Raw genomic sequence first — 26,242 nt, 5'->3', positions numbered from 1 at the left:
AAGAAATTAGGTGTTTGAGTTGTTTTAAATATCATTTAAAAATAATAATTTGCTTATTCAATATCGAGTTTTAGCTATTTGTCTTTAAAGATTTGGCATAGCTATTGCTATTCATCCTACGAGTTTATCAATTATCACAAAAAAGCCTTTAAGCGATGATGTAGGGGAATATCAAATGAAACTAACTTTAAAAGCACTCGGTCTAGCAGTTGCTACATCTGCATCAACCATCACTTTTGCAGAAACTCCAGCCTTACCATATGGCTTAAGTTTTAGTGGTTCGGCGGCAGTCACTTCAGATTATCGTTTCCGTGGTTTGACTCAAACCTCGAGTGATCCTGCTGTACAAGCTGGCTTTACACTGGGTCATACTTCGGGTCTTTATTTTGGTCTATGGGGTTCAAATGTAGATTTTGGTGAAGGCTCCCCAAGCTTAGAGCTTGATCCTTCGATTGGTTATGCAACCACACTGGATAATTTCGCAAGTAAGCCAGTATTGGATGTCGGTTTGGTTTATTACAATTACCCAAGCGCTAGCGATCTGAACTGGTTAGAACTTTATGGAAAAATGACATTCAATGACGTTTTAATAGCGGGCGATGGTATTTTAACCAATGTGAATTTTACCAATGACTATGCAGGTGCTGACTTAGACAGCTGGAATGTCAATGCCACTTATTCTGCGCCACTGGGATCTTCGGGTTTTGGTGGTGTCGTAGGTGTCGGTTATACAACTATTGATGAAGATGAGTTTTTCAATGGTGATGACAATTATATCGACTGGAAAGCAGGGCTAACGTATAACTTTAAAGCACTTCCAAGTGTGACTGCTGAGTTAGCCGCTGTGGGCTCAAATGTTGATACGGATGGTATGAGTTCTAGTGTTAAACGTGGTTATGAAACAGGCGCGGTGTTTACGTTAACCAATACGTTCTAATACTTTAAAAGGAAAAAGCCCAAGAATGGGCTTTTTATGTAGGTTATTTTTAGATGAATGAGTCCATTCAATAATTTAAGTATTTTGTTCTCGATAAGACAATGCTTCAGTCAAATGAGAGGACTGAATTTTTTCACTCAGGTCTAAATCTGCGATGGTACGAGCAACGCGTAAAATACGATGATAAGCACGTGCTGAAAGATTCAAACGTTGTTGCGCCATAGCGATGATATTTTGTGAAGGCTCATCGAGAAGCGCATAGATTTCCAATTGTTGAGGGGTCAATGCCTGATTCAAAAATCCTTGTCGTTTCATTTGAAGATGGTAAGCTTCAATCACTCTCGCTCTGACAGTCTCAGAATTTTCAACAGGTTTGGGATCTTGTAAATCTTGTGATTTTAATGGCGGAACATCGATATGCAAATCAATACGGTCGAGTAAAGGACCCGAAATTCGATTTTGATAACGCTTAATCGATTCAGCAGAACATTGACAGCGGCTGTCTTGATTAAATGCATAACCACAAGGACATGGATTCATTGCTGCAATGAATTGGAAATTCGCAGGAAAAGTGATTTGCCGAGAGGCTCTAGAAATTACGATTTCTTTTGATTCCAACGGTTGGCGTAACACCTCTAAGACTTTACGGTCAAACTCAGGAAGCTCATCTAAAAATAAAACGCCAAGATGGGCGAGTGTAATTTCACCCGGTTTAGGATGAGAACCACCGCCGACCAATGCAACGGCTGAAGCCGTATGATGAGGTGCTCGAAAGGGTCTCTGTCCAAAAAGATGTTGCGTATTAGCGATAGAATAAATACTGGCAACTTCCAAATTTTCTTGCGCTGTCAGTGGAGGCAAAATGCTGGACAAGCGAGAAGCCAATAATGTTTTACCCGTCCCAGGCGGCCCTTTAAATAAGATTGAGTGACCTCCCGCTGCGGCAATTTCTAAAGCACGTCGTGGTCTCAGTTGTCCTTTGACATCAGCCAGATCATGCTTATACATATTATTCTGCTTTTTAACTGTGCTTGAAAATGCATCAATAGGGTGCGTTTTTAGAAAATGATCACAGACTTCTTTTAAGCTTTTTGCCCCAAACACTTCAAAATCAGGTAATTGAGAAGCCTCATCCGCATTTGCCCTAGAAAGCATCAATTTATGATGAGCGAGCTGACAAGCCATCGCAATAGCTAGGGTTCCACTGACAGGTCGTAATAGACCATCTAATGCCAACTCACCAATAAATTCATATTCATCTGTGACATTTTCAGGGAGTTGCCCTGATGCAATCAAGATGCCTAAAGCAATAGGAAGATCCAGTCGAGAACCATCTTTAGGCAAGTCAGCAGGCGCAAGATTGATGGTTAAACGCTTGGTAGGAAATAGAAAACCGCTGTTGATAATGGCAGAACGGACACGATCTTTACTTTCGCGAACAGCAGCTTCAGGCAAGCCGACAATGGTCAGAGAGGGCAAGCCTTGACTGACATGCACCTCTACTTCAATGAGAGGGGCATGTAAGCCAAGTACAGCTCGGGTATATATTTTTGCAAAAGACATAGTTCTAAACCTGATATTTTTATTTTTGATTTATTTTTAATCGTTTTGTTTTCATTATGCACAATTAGAGTGCAGTTTTAGTGCTTCTGCTGAATCAGCGCTTCTAGAGCTTTGACTTGCTGCTGGAGTTGATCAAGGCGTGTATTGGCATTTGAAAGGGCAGTTTTTTGACGCTCAATTTCATCTTTAGAGACTAAATCCATTTTAGTGACCGCCTCATTAAGCAATGCACGTAAATTATTTTCAACGTCTTTTTTAGGTTGATCTAGCTGTTCTAATATAGCTTGTAATAATGTTTCGATCATGTGCTATCCAAAATACAGGGTATTGATTTGCATTGTAACATCGCTTCTCTGTAGCCCCTACATATAAGCATAGAGCATAGGACAAACCAATAACAAGATGAATATTTACGATCAAAAATTGTATGTTTTTTTAAAGCTTAAACATCCGTAGAAGTATAAAATAAGGTATAAGATGTTTCTTGCCGAAATGGATTAATCACCCCAACCATTATGAAGTTTTGGCATGAAATTTGAACATAAAACCTTACTGGTGAAAAAAGCCGAAGGAAAACAACATGAAACTTGTAACAGCAATCGTTAAACCATTCAAACTCGATGATGTGCGTGAAGCACTTTCTGAAATTGGCGTTCAAGGAATTACCGTCACAGAGGTGAAGGGATTTGGTCGTCAAAAAGGTCACACAGAGCTTTATCGTGGTGCTGAATATGTCGTCGATTTCCTACCAAAAGTCAAAATTGAGATTGCAATCAGTGATGAAATGGTTGATTCAGTGATCGAATCAATCACACGTGTAGCAAGCACTGGCAAAATTGGTGACGGAAAAATTTTCGTAACTAACTTAGAGCAAGTTATCCGTATCCGTACAGGTGAAACTGGCGCAGACGCTGTTTAATTTGGCACGAAGTTTGCTGAGTTAGACCTAACTCGCAAAAAAATGAGGTTGGGGGATACGAATGAAAAAGATGCTATTTGCGCTGAGTTTATCTGGCGCACTTTTAGGTGGTTCTGCTGCATGGGCAGAGACTGTTGTGTCAGAACCCGTAGTGACAGAAGGTGTTGCAGTTGTTGCAACTGAAGCATCTTCAGCTGTTGCCCCTAATACTGTTGCAGAATTACCAACAGCGGTTGAGGCTCCAGTTGTAAAAGAACAACCAAAATTAGATACAGGTGATACAGCATGGATTTTAGTGTCCACAGCACTTGTACTCTTAATGACGATTCCAGGTTTGGCGTTGTTCTACGGCGGTATGGTTCGTAAGAAAAACGTATTGAGCACAATGGCGCATAGCTTTGTTGCAGCAGCAATCGTAAGTATCACTTGGGTTGCAGTCGGTTATAGTCTTGCCTTTGGTGAAGGAAATGCCTTTATCGGTAGTTTAGACAAAGTCATGCTGTCTGGCATCACGACAGAAGCACTCACTGGTACGATTCCTGAAATTCTCTTTGTTATTTTCCAAATGACCTTTGCCATTATTACTGTAGCCATCCTTACAGGTTCGATCGCAGAGCGTATGAAATTTGGAGCTTTCGTAGCCTTTATTACCATTTGGTCAATCGTGGTCTATGCGCCGATTACTCACTGGGTATGGGGTGGTGGTTGGTTAGGTAACGACGGTGCACTAGATTTTGCCGGTGGTACGGTTGTCCATATTAACTCTGGTGTTGCTGGTCTAGTGGCTGCATACATGCTGGGTAAGCGTATGGGCTTAGGTCGTGAATCAATGGCACCGCATAACCTTGTATTGACTGTGATCGGTGCAAGTTTAATTTGGGTTGGGTGGTTTGGTTTCAATGGTGGTTCTGCTTTGGGCGCGAATGGTTCAGCAGGTTATGCATTGGTTGTGACTCAAGTTGCCGCAGCGGCAGCAACAATTGCTTGGTTAATCACTGAAAAAGTGGTTCGTGGTAAAGCTTCTGTACTTGGTGGAGCATCGGGTGCTGTGGCGGGTCTGGTTGTGATTACACCTGCTGCTGGTTTTGTGACTGTTGATGGTGCATTGGCAATGGGTCTGATCGGTGGTGTCGTATGTTTCTGGGGTATTACTGCGCTTAAACGTGCACTGAAAGCAGATGATTCGTTGGATGCCTTTGGTCTACATGGTGTCGGTGGTATCGTGGGTGCAATTTTGACCGCATTCTTTGCCAGCGAATTCATCATGGGAGATAAAGCACCGACGAATGTCATAAGTCAATTATGGGTACAAGTTGAAGGTGTACTGGCAACGATCGCCTACTCAGCAGTATTAACATTTATTATTCTTAAAGTGATTGATCTTGTGATCGGTATCCGTGTTGAAAATGATGACGAACGTATGGGTCTCGATTTGAGTCAACATGGTGAACGCATTGAATAATTGACTATGATAGATTCAATGAAACAATAGATTCGCTAAAAAGAAATATCAATATATTGTATCAAACAGCCCCGATGGGCTGTTTTTTTTCTATATATTGAGGAAAGCTCAACAATCGAATATTTTTTTGCTACACTAAGCTCAAATACAAATTGTTCAATTAAAACGCTATGCATTGTCCATTTTGCAACGCGGCAGACAGTAAAGTCATAGACTCTCGTTTAGCTGCTGAAGGCTGTCAAATTCGTCGTCGCCGAGAATGTATTTCTTGTAATGAACGTTTTACGACTTTTGAAAGTTTTGAAGTCGTGATGCCGCGTGTCACCAAATCTGATGGTAAAAATGAACCTTATGATGAGGCAAAACTTCGCCGTTCATTGATGCATGCATTACAAAAGCGTCCTGTAACACAAGAGCAGATTGAAACTGTGCTCAGTGATATTCAACTGCAAATTCGCCGTTTGGGTGAGCGTGATGTTCGATCACGTACCATTGGTGAAATTGTGATGAAGGCATTGTTTGCACTGGATCATGTCGCTTATGTACGTTTTGCATCGGTTTATCAAGATTTTCAAGATGTAGAAGCATTTCGTCGTCAAATTGAACAAATGCAAAATCGAGATTCTGATTAACATTCTGCGCCATTGTTCTTCATTTCAGATTTAGGAAAATTATGTCTGTGTTTCCCCATGAGCCGAATCAACTTGATTCACATCAGCAAGATCAAGCATGGATGCGCGCTGCGATTGCTTTGGCTCGAAAAGGGCAATATACAACGCGACCCAATCCAAATGTCGGTTGTGTGATTGTCAAAGATGGGCAGATGGTTGGTCAGGGTTTTCATCCTCAAGCAGGTCAACCCCATGCGGAAGTTTTTGCACTTCGTGAAGCAGGTGAAACTGCGCGTGGAGCGACTGCATATGTAACTCTAGAGCCCTGTGCACATTATGGTCGAACGCCTCCATGTGCTAAAGGTTTGGTTGAAGCAGGTGTCAAGAAAGTTGTCGTTGCATGTATGGATCCAAACCCATTGGTGGCAGGTAAGGGTATTGATATTTTGCGTCAAGCAGGTATCCAAGTCGAAGTAGGGATATGTGAAGAACAAGCCAAACAATTGAACAAAGGCTTTCTAAAGGCAATGTTCACAGGTATGCCTTATGTCCGATTAAAAGTTGCATCCAGTCTTGACGGGCGGACTGCGATGGCTTCAGGTGAATCAAAATGGATCACAGGAAGCGAAGCACGTTTGGATGTCCAACATTGGCGTGCCATCTCAGGCGCAGTAATCACGGGTATTGAAACTGTTTTAGCGGATGATCCCCAACTCAATGTACGTCAACTGCCTGATGCGAATGTCGAACAGATTGTACAGCCGAAGCGTGTTATTTTAGACCGTCAAGGCCGTTTACCTTTAGATGCAAAGTTATTGGATCATCCAGAAACAGTCATGGTCATGGGACCTTTTCGTCCAGAACTGGCTCAGCTTGGCGTGATTCAGCTTGAAGTTCAGTCGCTCACTGATTTGTTAAAAGCATTAAAAGATTTTCAAATTTATGATGTATTGATTGAGGCAGGTGCAACCCTTTCGACTGCTTTTTTGCAGGAAAATTTGGTTGATGAAATGATCAGCTATATTGCACCAACTTTTCTTGGTCAATCTGCTCGTGCCATGTTCAATGCTGAATTTATCAGTATGGCAGAACAACTTCGTTTTGAACTGAATGAGCTTACCCAAGTGGGTGGCGATATCCGTTTAAAACTCACCCCTTCTAAGAGTTAGTATGAATTCAGAGTCAACGGTTTACCATAAACGTCGTCATGCAGCACGAACTACAGATGAATACTTATTTAATCAACTTGTGCCTTATTTAGGCAACAAGCGTCGTTTATTGCATCTTATTTTAGAAGCGTTAGAAAGCACAGGAACGCTGAACAATAAAAATGCTCGTGCGCCTATTTTTGCAGATTTTTTTGCAGGTAGTGGCGTGGTATCACGTTTGGCTCGTCAGAATGGCTATCGTGTGATTGCCAATGACTGGGAACCATATAGTCATGCATTGAATAATGCGATCTTATCTTGCACAGATGCCCCTCCATTTAAAGAGTTAGGTGGTTATCAAAAGGCCTTAGATTATTTAAACCGCTTACCTGAAGTCAAAGGTTGGGTCACGCATAACCTTTGCCCCCGCAATGACGAAATTTATGATCCAAGTCGAGATCGTTTGTTCTTCAAACGCCGTAATGGAATGAAAATTGACGCGATTCGTCAGCAAATTGCAACGTGGCAGGCTCAAGGTGCAATCGATGATGTTGAAATGAGTGCTTTATTGTCACCACTTCTCTATTCAGCGAGCTTTGTCAGTAACACCTCTGGTGTATTTAAAAGCTTTCACCATGGTTGGGGTGGCAAGACGCAAACCGCATTGGAACGGATTGAGTCATTATTGTGGTTAACGCCGAATCGTTTTTGTGAAATAGGCGACCCTAAGGTGCCTATGGCTGAAATGTGGTGTGTTGATGCGCAACATTTGGCGAATCAGATGAGCGGTTTTGAAGTCGATGTGGCTTATCTAGATCCACCGTATAATCAGCATGCATACAGCAGTAACTATCATGTACTCAATGCATTGACCTTATGGGATCAAGTCGATTTACCGACACCAGACACCAAAGGTTATAAAAGTGGAATTGATCGTGCTTGGCGTAAAGAACGCCCAAGTCCTTATAACTCTTCAAAATATGCCAAAGAAGCCTATGAAAAGTTATTGTCGACCATCAATGCACGTTACATTCTGACCAGTTATTCAACCGATGGTAATATTGAAGCGGGTGATTTACTTAAAGCCAATTTAGAGCGTGGTCGTGTCACTTTATTGACGCAAGATGTCCCACGCTATCGTGTCAGTAAACAACGTCAATCTGAACGTGCACGCGTGCTTGAGTTTATTGTAATTACCGATACACATGCCAAATCGGGGCCTCCGATTCGTCAGTTATTGGGTCAGTTGCATCACTATGCTGAGTTAGGTGGTGTCGATGCGACAGGCGTCGCGACACAGCTCGATTTGTGGTAAAAAATGAAAGAATACTTAGAGATACAGATATGTTCACAGGCATTATTGAAAGTTTAGGTCAAGTTGAAAGTCTTCAAAGTGTAGGTGGCGATATTCGTTTACGTATTCAAAGTAACTTGGATATGTCAGACGTACATTTAGGCGACTCGATTGCAACGAATGGTATTTGCTTAACTGTGATTGACTGGGGTGACAATTGGTATGCTGCGGATGTTTCTCGTGAAAGCTTAAACCGCTCAACTGTGGGGCAATGGAAAGTTGGGCAGCCTGTCAATGTCGAGAAAGCCATGCTACCGACCACACGTTTTGGCGGGCATATTGTCAGTGGTCATGTCGATGCTGTGGGTGAAATTACCGTGGTTCGTCAGGATGCACGTTCTTTGTATTTTGAAGTGACTGCACCGGTTGAGATCGCAAAGTATTTGGCTGGAAAAGGTTCTGTAACTGTGGATGGGATCAGCTTGACCATTAATCACTTGCGTGGAAATATTTTAAGTCTAAATTTGATTCCGCACACAGCTGAAAGAACCAATATTGGGACATGGAAAACTGGCACGAAGGTCAACTTAGAAGTGGATGTTTTAGCACGTTATATTGAACGTTTACTCTTGGGTGATCGGGCTGCTGAACAGAAACCTGAATCAAAACTGAGTATGGATTTTTTAGCTGCCAATGGTTTTTTGCGCTAAAAACAGACTAAAATAGAACACAGCCTAATTTATTAGGCTGTTTTATTTTGTGAACATTTAACTTTATATCTTAGAAATGATGTGGAGAAACAACATGCAACGAGTACGTGTGAATGATTGATTTTTTACTACATCTTGAACAATTACTGCCGATGCTATTAGAGCAGTATGGTGTTTGGATTTATGCCATTTTATTCTTGGTAATTTTTGCTGAAACGGGTTCAGTTTTTATGTTTTTCTTGCCCGGTGATAGTTTGCTGATCGCGATCGGTGCGCTATGTTCTACAACTGAACTCATTCATTTAAATTATATGGGCTTAACCTTATTTATTGCCAGTGTATTGGGCTATACCGTCAATTACTACACAGGTCGTTGGCTGGGACTCAAATATTTTAATAAACACACGCGTTATCTCAAGCCAGAATATATTGAAAAGACCAATTACTATTTTATCAAACATGGGGGTAAGACCATTTTGGTCGCACGGTTTATTCCTTTTGTCCGTTCTTTTGCACCTTTTGCTGCGGGTGCCACGCATATGAATTTCGCGAGTTTTACGCTTTATAACGTATTGGGCGGATTTGTTTGGATCGGTGTATTGTTGGCAATTGGCTATGGTGTTGGAGAAACGTTGTCGACAGTTATTTCAATTTTATAATAACGATCAATGACACCATGATAATTCAAAGTATTGAAATAAAATTGATTGAAAAAAATAAGCCCACTTTTGTGGGCTTATCGGTATCTGTATTTAGTGTTTTATAACGGTAAGAGATATGGGTGCAAGATGGGAGGTCATTTCTGAATGTTTAGAAATTGAAAAATGTCCTTTTTCAGCTTCGCGAGTAAGATAGGCTGAAATAGACTGGAAATCATTACGGCTCAAAAAAAGTTCTTGAGCAGTAATATTTCTTTTCTCTCCAACCGATAATTTTTCAATTTCGTTTGTGAGTTGATTCAAAATATCCATTTGAATTTCCTAATTTAAAGTAAAATAAGTCGATTTATAAATGGGTAAAATTCCGATGACATCGGAATATGAATATCTTGTTTCAATAATATTTCAGTTTAATGACAAAGTTTAATTAGAATGAAAAACGCACCATTTTATGCATTTTTTTCATCTTCTGCGTGTTTCAATATATATTCAATTTCTTCTTGAGCCGCGATTTTAAGTTTTTCACGGAATATTTTTACTGCTTCTTCAATTTGGATTTCTGCTTCAAGTTCTAATCTTAATCGAACGCTCTCCAGTTCATTTTGGATTTGATTATCGCTGATGTGGACACTGCCACGAGCAAAGTTGAAGACTTCATCCGGGTTTTTAGTGTAGCGTTCACTATATTGTTGTATTTCTTGATCAATGTCTTGGCGTAAGGCATGAAGGTCTTGCGTTTGTTGTTGAAAGCGGGTGAGTTCATCTTGAATCAACTGCTGATTAAAGGCATCTTGTTCAGCGCGTTTCTCAGCCAATGATTTTTCTAAAGCCAGTTGTTTACGAATACGTGTAGCTTCAATTAGACGTGCTTTTTCATCGGCATAGGCTTGTTCGATTTTAAGTTGTGCAACTTGTTGAGCTCTTTGATCATTGTCCAGCCACGTTTGTATATTGGACTCAGGCGTGAGTAAATCACTGATACGACCTAAATCATCTAAAAAAGCCTCACGTACGGCTTCAGGCGCACCGAGCCAGCGTTTCTTAAAATCCTGACCGACATTAAGTGTCACCGTATTTCTCCTTGTTCAAAGGTATTATGCATATTCTGTTAGAGCTTATGGGTTTGTGGAGAGATACCGAGTCGACGATAAGCTTTATATTTTTCTCGGCCGACTTGCTTAGCCGCTTCGTCGTTCTCAACAATTTCAATAATGTGACTAAATTGCATCGCTTGTTCAAGTGGCTGATTGTTAAAATTAAAAACAATCCAGTCTGATTGATCGGGTAATCCCGCAGAAATACAGATAGGTGAATCAACTTGATCAATTCCATGCCCCAAAAAAGATTGTGGATCAAAGCTCCACAACCGTTCATCTAACTGCTGTTGAACCTCTTGATCTGGGCAGTGAATCCAAATTTTGGCCACTTGTCGTAAGATTTTACGACATAAACGACAAGTGCTTTCGACTTGTCGTTCAGGGCTTTTTTCAAAAAGATAAAAGCTAATTTTAGCCATTCTGCTTCGCACGATTTGCAAGGAATTGAACTAAAAGTGGAACAGGACGACCTGTAGCCCCTTTGGCGGCACCCGAATTCCATGCTGTACCAGCAACATCTAAATGCGCCCAGCGATAGTCGCGAGTAAAGCGTTGTAAAAAACAAGCAGCAGTGACTGCACCTGCTTTCGGTCCACCAATATTCCCAATATCTGCAAATGGTGAATCCAGTTGCTCTTGGTAATCATCAATCACGGGCATACGCCATACACGGTCAAAGGATTGTTGACCTGCTGTTTCAATCTCTTGAGCCAATTCATCATCAGGTGAGAATAGACCCGAGAGTACAGAACCGAGTGCAACAACACAGGCCCCTGTTAAGGTTGCGATATCAATCACCAATGCAGGATTAAAGCGTTTGATATAGGTGAGCGTGTCACATAACACCAAGCGACCTTCAGCATCTGTATTTAGAATTTCAACGGTTTGACCACTCATGGTCGTAACGATGTCACCTGGACGTGTTGCATGACCAGAAGGCATGTTTTCAGCAGCAGCGATTGCACCGACTACATGAATTGGAAGTTTAGATTCGCAAAGTGCACGCATTGTCCCTAGAACAGATGCAGCACCACACATATCGTATTTCATCTCATCCATGCCTAAGCCTGGTTTTAAAGAAATACCACCAGTATCAAAGGTCACACCTTTACCCACGAGAACCACTGGAGCATCTTCTGTTTTTGCAAGATATTCAATGGTAATCACACGACCTGGGCGTTCAGAACCTTTACTCACTGCGAGGAAAGCGTTCATGCCTAAATCAGCCAATTGCTGTTCATCGAGCACAGTCACTTTTACAAGCGCTGGGAATTCTTGAGCAAGTTGCAGCGCTTGTTCAGCTAAATACTCTGGGAAACAGATATTTGGAGGGCAGTTGCCTAAATCACGCGCTGTAGATTGACCTTGTTCAACGGCAGCAATTAATGCAATTTGTGTATCATCCAAGGTTGATTCAGTCGCGATCAAATCAATGTGTTCTAAAATTGTTTCAGCTTTTTTAGATTTATATTGATCGTAGCGGTAATCTGCTTGCGTTAAAGCCAAGGCAAATAAGTAATGATGCTCCACAGGCAATGCAGAGATATCGATACTGATGTGTTTGAATTTTTTTTGTGTCGCTTTGATAATATTTTGTGCGATTTTCGCAAGTTTAGCAGGCTTCAGCTCAGCTGCTTTATCTAAACCGAGTAAAGCACTGTTGGCTTGCTGTTGGATATTTCCAATCAAAGCTAAGCTTTCATTAAGTGTTGCTTTAAACTGTGTCGCTTGAATCGCTTGGTCTAAGCCGTTGATTGTATATTGAGTTTGAATATTTTCAGCATCAACTAAAATCAACAAATGTTGGCTAGACGAATTCTCGGGAAATGACGTATTAATAGTAAGTTTCATATGCTTATGTGTGCCTAATGAGACGTTTTAAATCATTAAACCATTGAACCACTACCAATGATAGAATTTCAATGAGGTTTTATATTTTTAACATTCGGGTAAACTAGCGCTAGCCGAATTCACCCCATTTTGGAAGATTACTTTGATTATCAGACGTTATCTCGTCAAACAAGTTTTGTCGACCTCTTTAGTCGTCGTATCTTTACTGACACTCATTATGATGGGTGGGCGTTTGATCAAGTATTTTGGTGTGGCAGCACAAGGACGTTTAGATGCCAGTATTTTGTTTAGCATCATTGGTTATCGTTTACCCGAATTCTTGACCCTTATTTTACCTCTAGGCTTTTTTATTGGTTTGATGTTGGTTTTTGGTCGACTTTATGTCGATCACGAAATGGCGGTACTCAATGGAAGTGGGGTGAGTCGAAACCAGTTAGCACGTTTATTAATGCCATTAACCGTGTGTTTTTTGGTGGTGCAAACGATTTTGATGGTGTGGATGTCACCTTGGGGGATTCGTCAATTTGAACAGCTAACCACCAGTCAGGCGGTGCGTTCAGGCTTTGACTTGGTACGACCTAAAGAATTTATCTCATCGGGGCCTTATACAATCTATGCAGGTTCCTTGTCAGACGATCGTAAGAATTTAACAGAAGTCTTCTTTTATCAACGTGCCGAAAAAGCGGGTAAGCCCGATGTCATGATTTTGGCGAAAGAAGCGACACGTGTAGAAATGGCAGATGACTCAGCGAGTGTAGTTGATCTGACACTCGGTCGCCGATATGAGATTTATCCAAACAGTCCGCAGTACAGCCAAACCGAATTTGAGTCCTATCGTTTACGGCTAGAAAGTGATAAAGAAGCAAAATTTGAAAGCGCTGAAGTTGAAGCCTTACCGATCGGTCAATTGCTTGAAGCACGCCAAGATCCAGTGGTTGCGAGTGAATTAGGTTGGCGATTGTTTGTCCCTTTCACCATGATCGTGGCATTGATGTTAGCCACCGCCTTGTCTGAGGTGAGTCCTCGCCAAGGGCGTTACTTAAAATTATTCCCTGCCTTACTGATTTTTGCCAGTTTGATTGTGGCATTGATGGCGATTAAAACGCGTGTATCTAAAGATGAAATGGGGATGTGGGCATATCCTGCTGTGTTATTGATTTATGCAGTGGCTGCCGCTATTTTCTCCAGAAAACAAAAATTAGCGCCTAAATTGAAAAAGCGTATTGAGCAGGTGAGATCTTAATGTTAGCACGTAGAATTGTCGCCAAACATGTGACCAAGACGACTGCACTTGCGATGCTCGGTGCAACCGCTATTTTGTCTGCTTTACAGGTACTTTTTACCTATATGGGTGAATTGGGAAGCTTGAAAGAAGGCTATGGCGCTTGGCAAGCACTGATTTATGTCCTTTGGGGTGCACCTCAGTATTTATATGAAATTTTACCGATTTCAGCCTTAATTGGGGCGGTCTTGGGCCTAGGGACGCTGGCATCGAACAGTGAACTCATTGTCATGCGTGCATCGGGGATCAGCCTATGGCGTATCGTGGGTTGGGTCATGCGCTCAGCGATGCTTTTGGTCGTGCTTTCATTTGCCTTAAGTGAATATGTGATTCCTTATACCAGCGAAAAAGCTGAAAGTGTCAAAAGTCACCGTTCTGCAGCTGAATTAGGTGAGGTGAAAGGCTATTGGACGCGCGAAGGTCAGCGCTATATCTATATTGATTATGCAAATTCCCAAGGGAAACTGAACAATGTAGATATGTATGACTTTGACAATGAATATCGTTTAAATTCAGTGTTAAAAGCAGAAAGTGGTCAGTTTATTCAAAACGGTCAGTGGAGCTTAACAAATGCTCAACAAGTGGATATTCTGAAAACAGGTGATTCACAAATGCTTCAAACCAAGAAGCAAGATTTGGCTTTGGCCTTGCAACCGAAATACGTGCATATGGTGACCATTGATCCAGAAGATTTAGCACCGAGCCAACTGATTAGCTTCATGGGTTATATGCATGAATACAGCCAAGTACCGAAGACCTATTTATTGGCATTTTGGCAAAAAGTCAGTGCTCCATTTGCCTTGTTGGCTTTGGTTTTGATCGCTTGTTCGTTTATCTTTGGACCCTTACGCCAACAGTCAATGGGTTTTCGCTTAGTGATTGCGCTCTTTGTTGGTTTAGGTTTTTATTACTTACAAGATTTCTTGGGTTATGCAAGTTTAGTGTATTCACCCTCACCTGCATGGTTTGTATTTTTACCTATTATTTTAATGTTCGGAGTGGGGAGCTACCTGCTTTATCGTGCGCGTTAAGCTTTCTTTTATTACTTTATTATTGCTTTATATGATCATTGTGTCCGATCAGTGTGAAGTAAAAGATTTTTTAAATTGAACATGAGATGGTGGAGATGAGTCAAAGCCATCGTGTTCAGATAGAGTCTTACCTTGAAAAAAGGTAAGATAGATTGATTAATTTGTAAACAAAAGAGTGTACATCATGACGGATGCAACTGCTGGCAAAATCCCACACGTATTGGTAATTATGGACGGTGTGGGGCATCGTGAAGCGGTAGAGGATAATGCATTTTTAGCAGCAAAAACGCCGAATTTAACTGCTATGAAAAACAATCATCCGCATGGTTTAATTTCAGGTTCAGGTGAAGATGTCGGTCTTCCTGATGGTCAAATGGGTAACTCAGAAGTGGGTCATATGAACCTTGGTGCAGGGCGTGTGTTGTATCAAGACTTTACTCGTATTACCAAAGATATTCGTACTGGCGCGTTCTTCGAACATGAAGTGCTGATTGATGCTGTAGAAAAAGCCAAAGCAAATGATAAAGCCGTGCATATTCTCGGTTTATTGTCGGAAGGAGGGGTTCACTCTCACCAAGATCATATTGTCGCGATGGCTGAGTTGGCATTAAAACGTGGTGCTCAAGTTTATCTACATGCCTTCTTAGATGGTCGTGATACACCGCCAAGAAGTGCTCAACCTTCTTTAGAAAAATTAGATGCTTTATTTGCTCAATATCCAGGTCAAGGTCGTATCGCAACCATGATTGGTCGTTATTTTGCCATGGATCGCGACAATCGTTGGGATCGTGTCGAACAGGCTTATCGACTACTGACTGAAGGTGAGGCAGCGCGTACCGTTACCACTGCTATTGAAGGTCTAGAAGCCGCTTATGCAGCAGATGAGTCTGATGAGTTTGTGAAAGCAACGCGTATCGGTGAGATTGCGAAAGTTGAAGATGGCGACAGCATTGTATTTATGAATTTCCGTGCCGATCGTGCGCGTGAAATCACCAAAGCATTTGTTGAAAAAGACTTTGCAGGATTTGAACGTCAAGTTGTGCCAAATTTAGCGAAATTTGTCATGTTAACGCGTTACCAAGCAACGATTGATGCACCAGTTGCCTATATGCCTGAGCCGTTGGTGAACTCCATTGGTGAATATCTGTCAAATTTAGGTAAGACTCAATTACGTATCGCTGAAACTGAAAAATATGCGCATGTGACCTTCTTCTTTAGTGGTGGTCGTGAAGATGAATATCCAGGTGAAAAACGTATTTTGATTCCATCTCCAAATGTAGCCACTTATGATTTAAAGCCTGAAATGAGTGCTTATGAAGTGACAGATGAGTTGGTTGCTGCGATCAATTCAGGTGAGTTTGATCTATTGGTGGTGAACTATGCCAATGGTGATATGGTCGGACATACAGGTGTATTTGATGCTGCAGTGAAAGCAGTTGAGGCGGTGGATATCAGTCTTGGTCGTGTCTATGATGCTGTTATGGCACAAAAAGGTCATATGCTGATCACAGCTGATCATGGTAATGTTGAACAAATGCAAGACTATGTCAGCGGTCAAGTACACACACAGCATACCACTGAGCATGTGCCTTTCATTTATGTTGGCCCAACGCCTGCGGAAATTGCAGAAGGTGGTGTGCTTGCCGATGTCGCACCAACGTTGTTGAGCTTAATGAATTTACCAATCCCAAGTGATATGAAAGGGCGTAATCTTGTGACATTAAAATCATAAGAGCATGTTTAAAATAAAATAAAAAGGACAATAGAATGAATCGAAATTGGCACCAAAGCTTAGTCGCTATTGCGCTTTTGATGACGGTTCATTCTGTTGCTGTTGCGGATTCAAAAGGATTCGCAGCCTTGAAATCCAATGATGAATGGGTTGAAAATGTTGCTGAAGTTCCGATTGAGTCTATTCAGCAATTTGTGCAGATTTATGGCACGGTTAAAGATAATTATGTTAGTGAAAAATCTGACGATGCTTTATTTCTTCAAGCGATTAAAGGCTTAGTCGGTGGCTTAGATCGTTATTCACGTTATCTTAGTTCAGATGAATACCGTCAACTCTTACAATACACTGAAGGTGATCTTGCCACAGTCGATTTTGGTTTGGCTTATGATGCAATCCAATCTCAATGGCAGATCAAAAATTTGAAACCAGACGCTGACTCAGCCAAATTGGGTTTAAAGAATGGTTTGACTGTTTATAAAATTGATCAGCAGGAATTAAAACAGCTCAATGCAGGTCAGGTGGATGATGTTCTTAATGGTGCAATGGGTACAGCGATACAAATCCAGTTGTCCCCTTCAACACCGGTACTAAGTTTGATTCGTAACCAAAAATTGGATGTGGCTGATATTCAAGCCAGCATGCTTAGTAATCAAGTACTTGTCTTAAAAGTTAAAGTTTTTCAGCAAGACACAGCCAATGAAATTAAACGACTGATCGAAGAACATCAGAATAATCATCGTTTAAAAGCGGTGTTGATTGATCTGCGCAATAATCCGGGTGGTTTATTATCTTCTGCGGTTGAAACTGCAGATTTATTCTTAAATCAGGGGACGATTGTTTCGACAAAAAGTCGCTCTGAAGGTGATCAGCAGTTTCAAGCTTTACCTGGGAATGAATTCAGTCAGTTGAAACTGGGTGTACTCATTAATAATCGTTCTGCATCTGCTGCGGAAGTCTTTACTGCTGCGATGAAAGAATTAGGTCGTGCAACGATTATTGGCGATAAAAGCTATGGTAAAGGTGTCGTCCAAAAACTATTTCCACTCGAAAATGGTGCTGCCTTACAAATGACAGTCTCACACTATTTGACGCCAAATGGCCATGCTATCGACGGACAAGGAATTGTGCCTAATATTCAATTTCCATGGCCGAATGAGATGAAGGAAGAAACTTATCTTCTACATTCGGCAGATCAACTCTTGAGAGCTAAATGATTTAAGCACTCATCAATTATTCTGAACATGATGTGTTCGATTTAAAAATTCTCTGCTCGCAATCAAAAACTATTCGTCAGTATCTAATCCGAACTTTTTTAGTCGGTAACGCAGTGATCGAAAGGTCATTCCCAATTTTTTAGCAGCAAGTGTTCTGTTCCAATGGGTTAAATTAAGCGCATTAATCAGCACTTCTTTCTCTACTTTTTCTAAATATTGTTCGAGTCCTTCTTCCGGTAGTCGATAGTCTAATTTATTCTCTTGAACAGATTGCACAGCAATTGGTGGTTGTACGTGAGCTGTTATTGGTAGTTCAGGAGCATAATTCTGCGTACGAAGCGCACTGGACTGTAAATGTTCAATCTCAATAGAATCATCATCACTTAGAGTAATCGCGCGTTCTATCACATTGCGTAACTCGCGCACATTGCCTGGAAAGTGTTGATTGGATAAAAACTTTATCGCTTTATCAGATAGTTTTTTGAGTGGAATTCCCCAGTCGGTGCAAATGATTTGAATAAAATGATTTGCCAAGACCGAAATGTCCTCGGGTCTTTCACGTAAAGGAGCAATTCGTACATCCATAACATGAATACGGAAGAATAAATCTTGTCTGAATTTACCTTGTTGAACCCATTGTTCAAGGTTTTGGTGACTGGCACTAATGATTCGAAAATCTACTTCAATTTCCTTTTCACTGCCTAAAGGTCGGATTTTCTTTTCTTGTACGGCACGCAGCAATTTGGCTTGCATGGCTAGAGACAATTCAGCGATTTCATCTAAAAATAAACTGCCTCCATCCGCACTTAAAATGAGTCCTTGTTTATCTTCAGTTGCACCTGAGAAACAACCTTTGGTATGTCCAAAAAGCTCACTTTCCATTAATTCTTCAGAGATTGCACCACAATTAATCGCAACAAATGGATGATCATGTCGGTTGCTCAACTGATGAATCAAATTGGCAACAATATCTTTTCCTGTACCTGATTCACCTGTAATAAAAACAGGAGCTTGCGAACGTGCAATTTTTTTAATAGATTCTCTAAGGGTTTTAATGCTTTCAGAACATCCAATCAGCATTTTTTGTTCTAGAGGGAGTTGATCAATATTTGGATCGACGTCCGGAACGTTCAATGCTTTTTTGACCAATTGATGTAGATGCTGTTGATTAATGGGTTTACTGACAAAATCAAAAGCACCCGATTTTAATGCCGATATCGCAATATCCATATTGGCGTAGGCGGTTAATACAGCGATTGGCGTTTTCGGATAATGTTGCGTGACATATTTGACCAGATCAATCCCATTACCGTCAGGCAAATTAAGATCGGTAATACAAGCGTCGTATTTATATTCGCTTAGAAAGTGCTTCGCTTGAGCCAGATGATGTGCAATATGCGTTTTGACACCAATACGCGATAGCGTCATTTGCATCAACATACATAAATCAGGCTCATCATCGATCAATAAAACCAATGGTTGTTGTTTTGCCATATCCCCAAAAAACCCAAAAAGTTACAATTTTATCAATTGGCACTCAATTCTAAAGCAAGCACCTTGTTGTTGTCGCTCTACATAAGAAAGCTTGGCTTGGTTTGCTTCACATATACTTTGTGATAAGTACAATCCTAAACCAGTTCCATTGATTTCGGTACTAAAAAATGGTTGGAACAGTTGTGATAAATTTTCTTGAGCTATACCTTGACCAAAATCTACCACATCGATATGAATCATAGCATTATGTGTATAGACATGAACTAAAATTTGCTCAATATCTGAGGCATTGTGTCGAATTGCATTACGGATCAAATTAATCATCACTTGGCGTAATTGTGGTTCATCAAACTGAGTATGAAGATCAGGATCAACATCTAATTTAATTTGGTGTTGTATATCTGATAAATCTTGAATGATTAATTCATTCATGAAAGATGACAATCCAATTATCGAGCTATCAGTTTTTCGATTTTTAGCCATATCCAAGGTATCTGTGATGATTCGATCAATACGCTGTGCTTGTTTAGAAATCATCGTGTTCAATAATCGTCTTTGATCATCGTCGCTTTCAGCATTTAATTCATTGGCTTGAACAATGGCTGCCAATGGATTGCGAATTTCATGTGCGATACTTGCAGAGAGTTGACCCAAGGCAGCGAGTTTTAATTGTTGCACTTTTTGGTTCAATCTTTGAGTATCCTCAAGCGTCAGTAAAGTCAGGGCTTGGTTAGGAACAATGAGATTTTGAATGCGAATATCGACAGTATAGGTCGATTGAATAGATTCAAATTGGAAGCGTTCACCATCATGAATGGTTTTTTGTCGAAGAATGTCATAAAGATCAGGTTGAAAGGTCGCCAGATGAAATTGCTCATGCGCATAGAGAGGTGAAATACCTAACAGCGTACATGCAGCAGGATTACTGACGACAATTTTAAAACTTTCATCTAAAACCAAATAACCGACTTCGATTTGCTCCAAAATATAACGATTGATATTTTGAAGTTTAAACAGTTCATTGGATTGAAAAGTATTCAGTGATTCTAAAACGTGAAAGCGCTGAATCGCAAATTGACCAAGTGCATAAACCACAAAAAATAAAAAAGCTAAAAAAGCACTATTCCCGATATTATTTAAGCTGGTTTGCGTGAATAAGCTGCCAAAAAACTGTTGATAAACGACACAAATGACAGCCACCAGAGTCATAAATAAGGCTTGATGTTTATTCAGTAAAAAATTCGAGGTAAAGACACAGATGACAAACAGCAAACCAATCGAAATGTTCGGTCCGCCCAAGGCAAAGGTGAGTACACTGAGAAACACCAAATCTACAATATAGAGTGCGAGAATTTGTTTACTTAAAGTATCTGGAAAATATTTGAGTAAGAGCAATTGACCCAGACTCAAAGCGCTGTAACTAATTAGGGCATAGAAATAAAGAGTCGGATATTCAAAATGATCGGATGAGTCTTCAATCGTGATCAGAAAAATCAGCGTCAGACTTAAAGCAATAATCAGTCGATAATTGGTGTATAGCGTGCCTATGCGATAAATCGTTTGATAAAGCGGAATGGATCCCGTAGGCATCATACAAATCGACCTGAGTGTATAAAATTACTAAGTTTATGAGCAATTCTTAAAATTAAGGCTTAATTAATCCGTAACGAATCGCGAGATGCGTAAGCTTGACATCGCTGTCGATATTGAGTTTTTCAAAGATACGGTAGCGGTAAGTGTTGACGGTTTTAACGCTGACAAAAAGTTTATCTGAAATTTCTTGAGCGCTGATACAGTTCACCACCATCATAGCCACTTGCATTTCACGTTCCGATAATGAGTCAAAAGGCGAGGTCTGTGTATCGGATAAATAAGAACTTGCCAACTGTTCTGCAATATCTGCACTAAAGTATTTACCACCTTGCATGACTTTATTAATGGCACGAACCATTTCAGTAATCGGTGCTCCCTTGGTGATATAACCTCGTGCACCTGCTTTAAGCAATAGAGACGGGTAAGGTTCTTCTGACAAACCACTCACGGCTAGAACTTTGGTGTCCGGTGCTGTTTGTAAAAGACGACGCGTGGTTTCCACACCACCAATGCCAGGCATGTTGACGTCTAAGAGCACAACATTCGGATGTTGTTGTCTCACGATATTAATTGCTTCTTCGCCTGATTCTGCTTGACCAATGACTTGAATACCGTCTTGATCTTCTAGCATTCGGCAAATGCCTGTTCGAACCAATTCATGGTCATCTACCACTAAAACCGTGATCACTCATACCCCCTTTTATTTATTCTCATCACAATTATTTTGTTACACAATGCAAAAAATACTTGCATTGTCATAACAAAAATAGCAATCCTATTCCTAATCTTTACTAAAATAATGTGCATAATCACGTGGTTTAATATTAATCACGTTTGCGTGTAAATGTAAGTCATATTTGAGGTGAATCGCAATTATGCAGAGAACCTCTATGAAATGAGTAAGTTATCGTGAAAAAAATGGGAAAAACGTTAATGCATGTACTGAGTGCATCAGTACTACTCAGTTTGAGTTCATTGAGCTCTGCAGAACTTGTAAATCACTCGACGGGTCAAGCAGCCATTAGTTGGTCATCGGAAGATGCGAGCCAATTACTCAATAATGATCGTGCTTCAACCATTCAGAATGACGTTGACACACCACAGGCGACGACAACGGTAACCACCACCATTCGCCAATCGAATGGGGTGGTGAATCAGAACCCCAGTGCGCAGTCCGTTCGTATTTTAGATACCAATAGTTATAGTAGTCAGCCTTCTGTCAATGCACGCGCTGCGTTAGTGATGGATGCACAAACAGGCGAAGTGCTCTACAGTAAAAATACCAATACTGCTTTACCTATTGCTTCGGTAACCAAGCTGATGACGGCTGTGGTTATCGCTGATGCTAAGTTAAACATGTCTGAAAATATCACTTTGCAGCAAATTGATTTTGCTGGTGCGGGCGGTAAAAATTCAAGTTCAACCTTGCGTGCTGGCGATACGATGAATCGTGCTGAAGCTTTACTATTTGCACTGATGAAATCTGAGAACCCTGCTGCGGCAGCTTTGGCACGCACTTATCCAGGTGGACGTACAGCCTTTGTAAACGCGATGAATGCGAAAGCACGTGCGTTAGGCATGACCTCTAGTCGATTTACTGAATCTAGTGGTTTAGATCCACGCAATGTGGCTTCAGCACGTGATTTGGGCATTTTGGTGAGTACGGCATCTCAGTACGGCTTGATTCGTCAATTCTCAACCACCCCAAGTTATGATTTTAATTTAGGCTATCGTGTCCTTAAATCAAATAATACCAATGCATTGGTACGTAATGGTGGTTGGAATATTAATATCTCTAAAACAGGATTTATTAACGAAGCAGGTCGTTGTGTCGTGATGCATACGACTTTAAATAATTCGCGTCCTGCAGTCGTTGTATTATTAGGGGCGAGTAATAGCCAAGCACGTACCAATGATGCGACACGTTTGATGAATTGGGCGAGCCAATTACCAAAACGCATCTAACGCATTTTATTTATCTCATCATGATGTGATAAATAAAAAGCCCTGCAATTGCAGGGCTTTTTATTTTCATTCAGAAGATGAAATTACATATTTGAAAGAATAGATGTTTTCACTTGATCCATTGTTGCATCAATTGAAAGCATGACAGCATCTTGGCATTGTTTGATCGCTGTATCAGGATCTTTAAGACCATTACCCGTGACTGTACATACAATCACTGAACCTTCTTTGATTTTACCTGCTTTGATGTCACGGATTGCACCGCCTACAGAAGCAGCAGAAGCTGGTTCAACGAACACACCTTCATACATAGAAAGTAAGCGTTGAGCTTCCAAAATCTCAGCATCAGTCAATTCATCAAACCAACCATTTGAATCACGAACCACAGCTTTAGCATGGTTGAAGCTTTGTGGATTACCGATACGAATAGCAGTTGCAACTGTTTCAGGGTTTTCGACTGGGCCACCACGTAAGAATGGCGCAGCGCCTGAAGCTTGGTAACCCGCCATGATGGGTAAGCCCGCAGGTTTTGGACCTGTGAACTGATCAGTAGTAGCATCATAAACCACTTGTTCAAACTCGTCTTTCGACTGGTTTGCAACAGCTTCTGTATAACCCATCCAGTGTGCCGTGATGTTTCCAGCGTTACCTACCGGTAAGCAGTGGTAATCAGGCGCACGACCTAGCGCTTCTACGATTTCGTAAGCAATGGTTTTTTGACCTTGCAAACGGTACGGGTTGATTGAGTTTACAATCGTGACTGGCGCTTGGTCAGCCACTTCTTTCACCAGACGCATACCGTCATCGAAGTTACCGCGAATTTGCATGGTGATCGCACCGTACATCATCGCTTGCGCCATTTTACCCATGGCAATTTTGCCTTCTGGGATAAGAACAAACGCTTTGATGCCTGCACGTGCCGCATAAGCAGCCGCTGCCGCTGAGGTATTACCTGTAGATGCACAGATAATCGCTTTAGAGCCTTCTTCAACTGCTTTTGTCACAGCCATGGTCATACCACGGTCTTTAAATGAACCAGTCGGGTTTAAACCTTCGTACTTCACATAAATTTCAACATCTTTACCAATAATGCCTGGAATATTCTCAAGCTTAATCAGTGGCGTATTACCTTCGCCTAATGAAATTGCACGAGTTGTTGCAGACACTGGTAAGCGGTCGCGATAACGGTCAACTAAACCAGTATAACGAGTTGGATTCGACATGATGATGTTCCAATTGTATGTAGAGCTTGGTTAGGGGAATCATCCCCTCAACCCGATTAATTATCAAGCGATTCTAAACGAATTCGCACAATTTCGCCATGAATTGCTGGCAAAGCTTGAATTTGTGCTAAAGCTTCATCCATTTTTGATTCAACGATTGGATCAGTCAAAATCACGATTGGAATTAAATCTTTTAAGCGCGGCTGTTGCATGATGGCATCGATACTGATCCCTGCACGACTTAAAATAGTCGTCACATCTGCAAGAACGCCTGTTTGATCTTCGGCATTAAGACGAATGTAGTGTCCTGTGGTCATTTCTTCACGGCTTAAAATAGGCAAGTCGCTTAGATTTTCAAATGCCAACTGTGGAATTGTACCTGCACCATCTTCTGTGTAGAGAATGTCACGGACGATATCGACCACATCAGCAACCACAGCAGAAGCTGTAGGACCCGCACCTGCACCAGCGCCATAATAAAGCGTTGGACCAACAGCATTGGATTGAACAAGAACAGCATTCTTCACGCCATTTACATTGGCCAATAATTCTTCAGCTGGAATCAGGGTCGGATGTACACGAAGTTCGACACCATGTGCAGCACGACGTGCAATGCCAAGGTGTTTGATACGGAAACCCAGCTCTTCAGCATATTTTACATCTTGCGCTGTAATTTTACTGATGCCTTCGGTGAATACTTTGTCAAACTGAAGTGGGATACCAAAAGCAATTGAGGCTAACAGAGTCAGCTTGTGTGCAGCATCAATCCCTTCCACATCGAATGTTGGATCCGCTTCTGCGTAGCCAAGTTCTTGAGCTTCTTTCAGTACATCTTCAAAAGTACGACCTTTTTCGCGCATTTCTGAAAGAATAAAGTTACCTGTACCGTTAATGATGCCTGCAAGCCAATCAATACGGTTAGCAGATAGACCTTCACGAATCACTTTAATGATTGGAATACCGCCAGCAACTGCAGCTTCATAAGCAATTTGTACTTTATATTCATCAGCAGCCTTAAACAGGGCAGTACCATGCTCAGCAAGTAAAGCTTTGTTTGCCGTAACCACATGCTTACCATGCTTCATGGCTTCCATGATGAGTTCATAAGCAGGGTGGATGCCACCCATCACTTCGACGACAACATCAACATCGGGCTGACGGACAATTTCCATCAAATCAGCACTTTGTTTAACCGAATCAGCAAGATTAAGATCTGGACGTGGGCGGCGAGTTCCAACATGTGTAATTTGAATTTCACGATCGGTGCGACGTCTAATTTCAGCAGCGTTTTCTTGTAATAGTTTAAGGGCTCCACCACCTACGGTTCCTAGACCGAGTATAGCCAGACGAACTGGTTTCACGTCACACTCCAAATTAGTTTAAAAATTTTGTTGATGCTAGATCATAGCTAAAAAGCCAGCCAATCTCTAGCACATATCTATATTTATCTTTAGGTATAAAAAACAGTAATTTAATTTATAAATATTAGTTATTTAAGCGTTTGGATAGTTCTGCTGGTGTCAGGTAGCCACCCAAATAAACACCCGCTTCATTGTAGATCGCAGGAGTACCATTTACGCCGATACTTTGTCCGAGTTTGTATTGATCTACAACAGGATTTTTACAACTTGCTGGTGGAAGTTGAGCACCTGCAATGGCTTGATCAAAGGCAACTTTACGATCAGCACTACACCAAACGCTTTGCATAGCAGGAATAAATTGATCGCCTCTTGGCCACGCGATATAACGTACTTCGATTCCAGCCGAATTGATCTCATCCATATGTTCATGCAATTTGTGGCAATACGGACAGCTAATATCGGTAAATACATACACGACATGCTTGGTTTTGCCTTTGGCTGGATACACAATCAAGTCTTCAACTTTCAAAGAAGCTAGGGCTTTTTTGCTGACTTCGGATTGGAATGATTCACCGACGTTATGCAAAGTTTTATCACCTAAACGAATGAGTTCACCTTCAATTAAGTATTTCCCATCGGCTGTGGTGTAAATCGGAGACATCCCTTCTAAGTTCACCCAATAAATATTTGGTACTTCAGTGGCTTTGATTTCAATAATTTTGGCATTGATCTTGGCGGTTTTAAAATTCTTTTCTAAATTTTGAATCAATCGCTGTTGTGCATTACGTTCAGTCAGATTAGATGCTTGTCCTGTGGCAGGTGCGGTTGCTGTAAGAGTGCCATCATCCTTTTTAGGTTGATCGGATTCAGAGCAGGCTGTGAGCATAAAGCTGGTTGCGAGTGCGCACATCAATACTAATTTTGAACGGGTAAAATGCATAAACAACCCTTTAAAGTTTTACATTATTGTATGAGGGACAAGCATACCAAAAAAAGACGATGTTTCAAAAAACTTAGATGACTGTTGCGCTTGGCTTATCACTAATATCTAGCTTCAATCTTTGATGACCACCCAAACCCTAAACTTAAACGTTAG

24 protein-coding genes and 2 pseudogenes are annotated in these 26,242 nt (G+C 41.1%); 13 read left to right on the top strand and 13 right to left on the bottom strand.

Annotation, left to right across the window (positions count from 1 at the left end; translation table 11 throughout):
• The first annotated feature begins 175 nt into the window (after positions 1-175).
• A complete protein-coding gene (locus AC5YCE_RS09980) occupies positions 176-937 on the top strand; it encodes a TorF family putative porin (protein ID WP_496171940.1) in 762 nt (253 codons plus the stop codon).
• 75 nt (positions 938-1,012) lie between these two features.
• Here the strand turns inward: AC5YCE_RS09980 and AC5YCE_RS09975 are convergent, their stop codons facing one another.
• Together AC5YCE_RS09975 and AC5YCE_RS09970 are read right to left on the bottom strand one after the other, a co-directional pair.
• Positions 1,013-2,500 carry a YifB family Mg chelatase-like AAA ATPase gene (locus tag AC5YCE_RS09975; protein WP_496171939.1) on the bottom strand — a complete coding sequence of 496 codons (1,488 nt, stop codon included), beginning with the start codon at positions 2,498-2,500 and terminating at the stop codon, positions 1,013-1,015.
• A 77-nt stretch (positions 2,501-2,577) separates the two neighbouring features.
• Positions 2,578-2,805 carry an accessory factor UbiK family protein gene (locus AC5YCE_RS09970; RefSeq protein WP_496125951.1) on the bottom strand — a complete coding sequence of 76 codons (228 nt, stop codon included), beginning with the start codon at positions 2,803-2,805 and terminating at the stop codon, positions 2,578-2,580.
• Between the two features lie 275 nt (positions 2,806-3,080).
• Here AC5YCE_RS09970 and glnK point away from each other — a divergent pair, with 275 nt between their 5' ends.
• The 7 genes from glnK (at position 3,081) to AC5YCE_RS09935 (ending at position 9,303) form a co-directional block, all read left to right on the top strand.
• Positions 3,081-3,419 carry a P-II family nitrogen regulator gene (gene glnK, locus AC5YCE_RS09965; protein ID WP_004650081.1) on the top strand — a complete coding sequence of 113 codons (339 nt, stop codon included), beginning with the start codon at positions 3,081-3,083 and terminating at the stop codon, positions 3,417-3,419.
• Between the two features lie 61 nt (positions 3,420-3,480).
• Complete coding sequence (locus AC5YCE_RS09960) at positions 3,481-4,881, top strand: ammonium transporter (protein ID WP_496171938.1); 1,401 nt, start codon at positions 3,481-3,483, stop codon at positions 4,879-4,881.
• A gap of 170 nt (positions 4,882-5,051) precedes the next feature.
• Positions 5,052-5,513: a transcriptional regulator NrdR gene (gene nrdR / locus AC5YCE_RS09955; protein WP_496125953.1), complete on the top strand. Its 462-nt coding sequence runs from the start codon at positions 5,052-5,054 to the stop codon at positions 5,511-5,513.
• A 41-nt stretch (positions 5,514-5,554) separates the two neighbouring features.
• Entirely contained in the window at positions 5,555-6,661 is a 1,107-nt protein-coding gene (ribD, locus tag AC5YCE_RS09950; RefSeq protein ID WP_496171937.1) for a bifunctional diaminohydroxyphosphoribosylaminopyrimidine deaminase/5-amino-6-(5-phosphoribosylamino)uracil reductase RibD, read from the top strand.
• Position 6,662: 1 nt separating this feature from the next.
• Positions 6,663-7,955 (top strand): DNA adenine methylase, encoded by a 1,293-nt coding sequence (locus AC5YCE_RS09945; protein ID WP_496125955.1) that lies wholly within the window; start codon positions 6,663-6,665, stop codon positions 7,953-7,955.
• A gap of 29 nt (positions 7,956-7,984) precedes the next feature.
• On the top strand, positions 7,985-8,644 hold the full coding sequence (locus tag AC5YCE_RS09940) for a riboflavin synthase (RefSeq protein ID WP_496171936.1): 660 nt from the start codon (positions 7,985-7,987) through the stop codon (positions 8,642-8,644).
• A 113-nt stretch (positions 8,645-8,757) separates the two neighbouring features.
• Positions 8,758-9,303, top strand: a complete 546-nt coding sequence (locus AC5YCE_RS09935) for a VTT domain-containing protein (protein ID WP_496171935.1) — start codon at positions 8,758-8,760, stop codon at positions 9,301-9,303.
• 93 nt (positions 9,304-9,396) lie between these two features.
• Here AC5YCE_RS09935 and AC5YCE_RS09930 read toward each other — a convergent pair whose 3' ends face one another.
• The 4 genes from AC5YCE_RS09930 to AC5YCE_RS09915 all read right to left on the bottom strand — a co-directional run bounded on the left by AC5YCE_RS09930 (position 9,397) and on the right by AC5YCE_RS09915 (position 12,251).
• Complete coding sequence (locus tag AC5YCE_RS09930) at positions 9,397-9,615, bottom strand: hypothetical protein (RefSeq protein ID WP_496125958.1); 219 nt, start codon at positions 9,613-9,615, stop codon at positions 9,397-9,399.
• Positions 9,616-9,752: 137 nt separating this feature from the next.
• The gene (blhA, locus tag AC5YCE_RS09925; RefSeq protein WP_496171934.1) at positions 9,753-10,373 is read right to left on the bottom strand and encodes a cell division protein BlhA; all 621 of its coding nucleotides are present in this window, start codon (positions 10,371-10,373) and stop codon (positions 9,753-9,755) included.
• 38 nt (positions 10,374-10,411) lie between these two features.
• A complete protein-coding gene (locus AC5YCE_RS09920; protein WP_496171933.1) occupies positions 10,412-10,819 on the bottom strand; it encodes a DNA polymerase III subunit chi in 408 nt (135 codons plus the stop codon).
• Positions 10,812-12,251, bottom strand: a complete 1,440-nt coding sequence (locus AC5YCE_RS09915) for a leucyl aminopeptidase (RefSeq protein ID WP_496171932.1) — start codon at positions 12,249-12,251, stop codon at positions 10,812-10,814. The genes AC5YCE_RS09920 and AC5YCE_RS09915 overlap by 8 nt, the downstream gene beginning before the upstream one ends.
• A 142-nt stretch (positions 12,252-12,393) precedes the next feature.
• Between AC5YCE_RS09915 and lptF the strand changes: the two genes are divergently transcribed.
• From lptF to AC5YCE_RS09895, 4 genes are all read left to right on the top strand, one after another.
• Positions 12,394-13,494: an LPS export ABC transporter permease LptF gene (gene lptF, locus AC5YCE_RS09910; protein WP_496171931.1), complete on the top strand. Its 1,101-nt coding sequence runs from the start codon at positions 12,394-12,396 to the stop codon at positions 13,492-13,494.
• The gene (lptG, locus tag AC5YCE_RS09905) at positions 13,494-14,564 is read left to right on the top strand and encodes an LPS export ABC transporter permease LptG (protein ID WP_496125963.1); all 1,071 of its coding nucleotides are present in this window, start codon (positions 13,494-13,496) and stop codon (positions 14,562-14,564) included. The genes lptF and lptG overlap by 1 nt, the downstream gene beginning before the upstream one ends.
• A gap of 184 nt (positions 14,565-14,748) precedes the next feature.
• Entirely contained in the window at positions 14,749-16,296 is a 1,548-nt protein-coding gene (gene gpmI / locus AC5YCE_RS09900; RefSeq protein WP_496171930.1) for a 2,3-bisphosphoglycerate-independent phosphoglycerate mutase, read from the top strand.
• 35 nt (positions 16,297-16,331) lie between these two features.
• Positions 16,332-17,510 (top strand): S41 family peptidase, encoded by a 1,179-nt coding sequence (locus tag AC5YCE_RS09895; protein WP_496125965.1) that lies wholly within the window; start codon positions 16,332-16,334, stop codon positions 17,508-17,510.
• 69 nt (positions 17,511-17,579) lie between these two features.
• Here AC5YCE_RS09895 and AC5YCE_RS09890 read toward each other — a convergent pair.
• The 4 genes and pseudogenes from AC5YCE_RS09890 to gacA form a co-directional block, all read right to left on the bottom strand.
• Positions 17,580-17,750: pseudogene (locus AC5YCE_RS09890) on the bottom strand (helix-turn-helix domain-containing protein); the annotation flags it as partial.
• A 92-nt stretch (positions 17,751-17,842) separates the two neighbouring features.
• A pseudogene (locus AC5YCE_RS09885) lies at positions 17,843-19,004 on the bottom strand (sigma-54-dependent transcriptional regulator); the annotation flags it as partial.
• A 21-nt stretch (positions 19,005-19,025) separates the two neighbouring features.
• A complete protein-coding gene (locus tag AC5YCE_RS09880; RefSeq protein ID WP_496125966.1) occupies positions 19,026-20,597 on the bottom strand; it encodes a sensor histidine kinase in 1,572 nt (523 codons plus the stop codon).
• A 52-nt stretch (positions 20,598-20,649) separates the two neighbouring features.
• Positions 20,650-21,285, bottom strand: a complete 636-nt coding sequence (gene gacA / locus AC5YCE_RS09875) for a response regulator transcription factor GacA (protein WP_496125967.1) — start codon at positions 21,283-21,285, stop codon at positions 20,650-20,652.
• A gap of 230 nt (positions 21,286-21,515) precedes the next feature.
• On the opposite strand from gacA, the gene AC5YCE_RS09870 reads away from it, so the two are divergent.
• On the top strand, positions 21,516-22,562 hold the full coding sequence (locus AC5YCE_RS09870) for a serine hydrolase family protein (RefSeq protein WP_496171929.1): 1,047 nt from the start codon (positions 21,516-21,518) through the stop codon (positions 22,560-22,562).
• A gap of 83 nt (positions 22,563-22,645) precedes the next feature.
• Here the strand turns inward: AC5YCE_RS09870 and thrC are convergent, their stop codons facing one another.
• The 3 genes from thrC to AC5YCE_RS09855 form a co-directional block, all read right to left on the bottom strand.
• Positions 22,646-23,785: a threonine synthase gene (gene thrC, locus AC5YCE_RS09865; RefSeq protein ID WP_496125969.1), complete on the bottom strand. Its 1,140-nt coding sequence runs from the start codon at positions 23,783-23,785 to the stop codon at positions 22,646-22,648.
• A 56-nt stretch (positions 23,786-23,841) separates the two neighbouring features.
• Complete coding sequence (locus tag AC5YCE_RS09860) at positions 23,842-25,146, bottom strand: homoserine dehydrogenase (protein ID WP_496171928.1); 1,305 nt, start codon at positions 25,144-25,146, stop codon at positions 23,842-23,844.
• A 124-nt stretch (positions 25,147-25,270) separates the two neighbouring features.
• Positions 25,271-26,086: a DsbC family protein gene (locus tag AC5YCE_RS09855; RefSeq protein WP_496171927.1), complete on the bottom strand. Its 816-nt coding sequence runs from the start codon at positions 26,084-26,086 to the stop codon at positions 25,271-25,273.
• Positions 26,087-26,242 lie beyond the last annotated feature (156 nt).

The sequence above is a fragment of the Acinetobacter sp. CY79 genome (assembly GCF_059515845.1).
This window is presented reverse-complemented; position numbering and strand designations above follow the sequence as displayed.

What these genes read in the sequence shown, in the direction of transcription:
- AC5YCE_RS09980 (WP_496171940.1), top strand. Translation starts at nt 176, where the DNA reads ATGAAACTAACTTTAAAAGCACTCGGTCTAGCAGTTGCTACATCTGCA.
- AC5YCE_RS09975 (WP_496171939.1), bottom strand. Translation starts at nt 2,500, where the DNA reads ATGTCTTTTGCAAAAATATATACCCGAGCTGTACTTGGCTTACATGCC.
- AC5YCE_RS09970 (WP_496125951.1), bottom strand. Translation starts at nt 2,805, where the DNA reads ATGATCGAAACATTATTACAAGCTATATTAGAACAGCTAGATCAACCT.
- glnK (WP_004650081.1), top strand. Translation starts at nt 3,081, where the DNA reads ATGAAACTTGTAACAGCAATCGTTAAACCATTCAAACTCGATGATGTG.
- AC5YCE_RS09960 (WP_496171938.1), top strand. Translation starts at nt 3,481, where the DNA reads ATGAAAAAGATGCTATTTGCGCTGAGTTTATCTGGCGCACTTTTAGGT.
- nrdR (WP_496125953.1), top strand. Translation starts at nt 5,052, where the DNA reads ATGCATTGTCCATTTTGCAACGCGGCAGACAGTAAAGTCATAGACTCT.
- ribD (WP_496171937.1), top strand. Translation starts at nt 5,555, where the DNA reads ATGTCTGTGTTTCCCCATGAGCCGAATCAACTTGATTCACATCAGCAA.
- AC5YCE_RS09945 (WP_496125955.1), top strand. Translation starts at nt 6,663, where the DNA reads ATGAATTCAGAGTCAACGGTTTACCATAAACGTCGTCATGCAGCACGA.
- AC5YCE_RS09940 (WP_496171936.1), top strand. Translation starts at nt 7,985, where the DNA reads ATGTTCACAGGCATTATTGAAAGTTTAGGTCAAGTTGAAAGTCTTCAA.
- AC5YCE_RS09935 (WP_496171935.1), top strand. Translation starts at nt 8,758, where the DNA reads ATGATTGATTTTTTACTACATCTTGAACAATTACTGCCGATGCTATTA.
- AC5YCE_RS09930 (WP_496125958.1), bottom strand. Translation starts at nt 9,615, where the DNA reads ATGGATATTTTGAATCAACTCACAAACGAAATTGAAAAATTATCGGTT.
- AC5YCE_RS09920 (WP_496171933.1), bottom strand. Translation starts at nt 10,819, where the DNA reads ATGGCTAAAATTAGCTTTTATCTTTTTGAAAAAAGCCCTGAACGACAA.
- AC5YCE_RS09915 (WP_496171932.1), bottom strand. Translation starts at nt 12,251, where the DNA reads ATGAAACTTACTATTAATACGTCATTTCCCGAGAATTCGTCTAGCCAA.
- lptG (WP_496125963.1), top strand. Translation starts at nt 13,494, where the DNA reads ATGTTAGCACGTAGAATTGTCGCCAAACATGTGACCAAGACGACTGCA.
- gpmI (WP_496171930.1), top strand. Translation starts at nt 14,749, where the DNA reads ATGACGGATGCAACTGCTGGCAAAATCCCACACGTATTGGTAATTATG.
- AC5YCE_RS09895 (WP_496125965.1), top strand. Translation starts at nt 16,332, where the DNA reads ATGAATCGAAATTGGCACCAAAGCTTAGTCGCTATTGCGCTTTTGATG.
- AC5YCE_RS09880 (WP_496125966.1), bottom strand. Translation starts at nt 20,597, where the DNA reads ATGATGCCTACGGGATCCATTCCGCTTTATCAAACGATTTATCGCATA.
- AC5YCE_RS09870 (WP_496171929.1), top strand. Translation starts at nt 21,516, where the DNA reads ATGGGAAAAACGTTAATGCATGTACTGAGTGCATCAGTACTACTCAGT.
- thrC (WP_496125969.1), bottom strand. Translation starts at nt 23,785, where the DNA reads ATGTCGAATCCAACTCGTTATACTGGTTTAGTTGACCGTTATCGCGAC.
- AC5YCE_RS09855 (WP_496171927.1), bottom strand. Translation starts at nt 26,086, where the DNA reads ATGCATTTTACCCGTTCAAAATTAGTATTGATGTGCGCACTCGCAACC.